At 53.7% G+C, this 2,815-nt stretch carries 2 protein-coding genes and 1 pseudogene; 1 reads left to right on the top strand and 2 read right to left on the bottom strand.

What is annotated here, in order from left to right; translation table 11 throughout:
* Together ACWA6V_RS20245 and ACWA6V_RS20240 are read right to left on the bottom strand one after the other, a co-directional pair.
* A pseudogene (locus tag ACWA6V_RS20245) lies at window positions 1-249 on the bottom strand (DnaA regulatory inactivator Hda); the annotation flags it as partial.
* A gap of 2 nt (window positions 250-251) precedes the next feature.
* A complete protein-coding gene (locus tag ACWA6V_RS20240) occupies window positions 252-1,652 on the bottom strand; it encodes a DUF2066 domain-containing protein (RefSeq protein WP_449524185.1) in 1,401 nt (466 codons plus the stop codon).
* 250 nt (window positions 1,653-1,902) lie between these two features.
* On the opposite strand from ACWA6V_RS20240, the gene purM reads away from it, so the two are divergent.
* Window positions 1,903-2,815: phosphoribosylformylglycinamidine cyclo-ligase (purM, locus tag ACWA6V_RS20235; protein WP_449524184.1), on the top strand; the 913-nt coding region annotated here is incomplete at its 3' end.

Below are 2,815 nucleotides of genomic sequence, written 5' to 3'. Positions count from 1 at the left end.
CAGCGGCAGATACTGCACCGACAAGCCCATCTCCTGCGCCTGATGACAAGCAGCCTGCAGTAGATGCGTCAACCCGCAACCGGGCGCACCCCATAAATAGATAAACGACTCGCCACTGCCATCCAACTGGTCGCGTAACCCCCTCACCACCATCGCATTATGGGTGTGGGCAGGCGCATAAAAGTTTTCAAAGGTTGCATCATCGTTCAGGTTGACGCTGAGCGACAGCTGCTGGGGCAAGTTAACCATAACTACTTCTGCCAAACGTATATCAAAGGGTTCTCGGCGGTGCCGCCATAAACAGGCGCTTGCACCTGTGGTGTAGGGGTGACACCGGGAATCTGCTCATTAGCCAATGCCTGATCCAACTCCGCCATTACCTCAGAATCCAGATTCGGATCGTTGATAACAGCTGGATCACTGATAACAACAGGAGTTTGGTCAGCCACTACGGCGCCCGTAGGTGTATCCACCAAAGTGTCCGATTGAAGCGGCGCCAACCGGCGCCCGAGTGCCAGCGTACTCATCAATAACTTCACATCGCCTTCGGTTGTCAGGCGCACCAATATACCTTCCGCGTTGACCTTCACGACTTCCATACGCTGCACCATCGCCAGTTCATCCAAGTAGGCTTGCGCCTGTTTGAACTCGCCAAAACTAGTGATATTGCCAATGCGCAACACGATGGTTTGCGGTCCTTGGTTGGTGGGCATGATGGCGTATTGGTTGGCGAAATAATCTGCGGCATGGTCAATCGCCGAGACAAACAGGCCTTTTACTTCCGGAGTTTCATCAGCAAATGTTTGGTCGCTGCTGGAGTGAAGCAACTGCCAGTCACCCAACCAAGGGCCTTGAATAACAGGAGCAGGAGCCACATCAGTCACACCATCTGCCGTCACTGAACTTGTTGTTGATGACGATGCAAGGCTGCTGACGGCTATCGCTTCGCTCGGTATTTCAGCCGCTAACGGATCAACTACTACCGCAGGGGGAATTGGCCCAAGGCTGTAAGGGGTATAGCGACCAATCAAAATCGCATCCGCTCTATAGCGCAGCGAGGCAGTTTTGATTTTTTCGATATCGAGCGCCCAGAGATCATCGGCCGTAAGCGAGAGGCTATCTTCCAAATCCAGCTTGGGAAAACTGAGCGGCAAACCGCGATACTGCGCCTGCAACTGCATCGCTTGCAAATCAGCTACTTCTGGCACCAAACGCAAACCCGTTGGGTCTTTTGCGACCAACCACACCAATACTTTCGGGCGGGTTGCTGGCCAGAGCGGCAGCTGCGAATCGCGCAACAGCTTTTCAATCGCCTGGGGTTCATAGTTCAACTGCAAACCTACGGCCGGGAATGTTTTGCCATCGACAGTGATTTTTTCCGATGAGGCTTTGTAAGTGAAACCGAACAGGTAATTCTGTGCACCAGGTTGGGCGGCTTTTATGGCGGGATGATCTAGTGCGCTGCGCTGGCCGGATACACGCACAACAACTTCACCGAAAGTCGCTCGGGCGGCGGCATTTCGCTCGTTCTCTGACTGGGTTTTGACCAGCGTATCGGCGCGATAAATATCGACTTTTTGCCCAGCGGACGCAGTGCTCGCAAGCGCAACAATCAAAGAAGACACCAGCAGACTTAAATGCAGGAAACGCAACGGGAATTACCTCTAAATGCAGTCAGCAACAAGCAGGAAGGCGGCATTGTAACAGGCTTAAACAAGCATGCGGCAGACCCAATTGAGGAAGCATTCACCAAAAATGTCTGATTCCAACAGCCACCTGCCCAGTGAGATTAGAATAACTTGCTCAGCCGCAGCGCTTTGGCCTGCAAGCGCCGCCATAAGCTGTTAGAATGGCGGCCTTTTTTTCAACCAGTCCAACTGCCAGAGCTGTGAGCCCTTTCCTATGAGCCAAAACCAAACCCCTACCACATCCCTTAGCTACAAAGATGCAGGCGTTGATATTGAAGCTGGCGATGCGCTGGTCGAGCGTATCAAAAGCGTCGCCAAACGCACCCGTCGCCCCGAGGTAATGGCCGGTTTGGGCGGTTTTGCAGCACTTTGTGAAATCCCTGAAGGCTATCGCCAACCGGTATTGGTATCCGGCACCGACGGTGTAGGTACCAAATTGCGCTTGGCGATGAACCTGCAAAAGCACGACACAATTGGCATCGACTTGGTGGCCATGTGCGTGAACGATTTCGTCGTCACAGGCGCTGAGCCCCTCTTCTTCCTCGATTACTACGCCACCCCCAAACTCAACGTGGACGTCGCTGCCGCAGTAGTATCCGGCATCGGCGATGGCTGCCAATTGTCCGGTTGTTCATTGGTTGGTGGCGAAACCGCCGAAATGCCCGGTATGTATGAAGGCGAAGATTACGATCTCGCCGGATTCTGCGTTGGTGTCGTTGAGAAATCCGAAATTATCGATGGTAGCAAAGTCCGAGCTGGTGACGCCCTGATTGCTCTCACTTCCAGCGGCCCGCACTCCAACGGCTACTCGCTGATCCGCAAAATTATCGATGTCACCAACGCCGATCTGACGCAGGATTGCGGCGGTAAGCCCTTGGCTGACGCGCTGATGGAGCCAACCCGTATCTACGTTAAATCAGTGCTGAAGCTGATCAAAGAATCGCAAGTCAATGCCATGGCGCACATCACCGGCGGCGGCCTGACCGAAAATATCCCGCGCGTATTGCCGGATGATTGCAAAGCGGTCATCGACACCAAGAGCTGGACATTCCCACCCGTATTCCAATGGTTGCAACGCGGCGGCAATGTGGACATCCGTGAAATGTACCGCACCTTTAACTGCGGCG

The sequence above is a fragment of the Cellvibrio sp. genome (assembly GCF_053579595.1).
The sequence above is the reverse complement of the archived record's forward strand: the minus strand, read 5'-3'. Positions and strand labels throughout refer to the sequence as shown.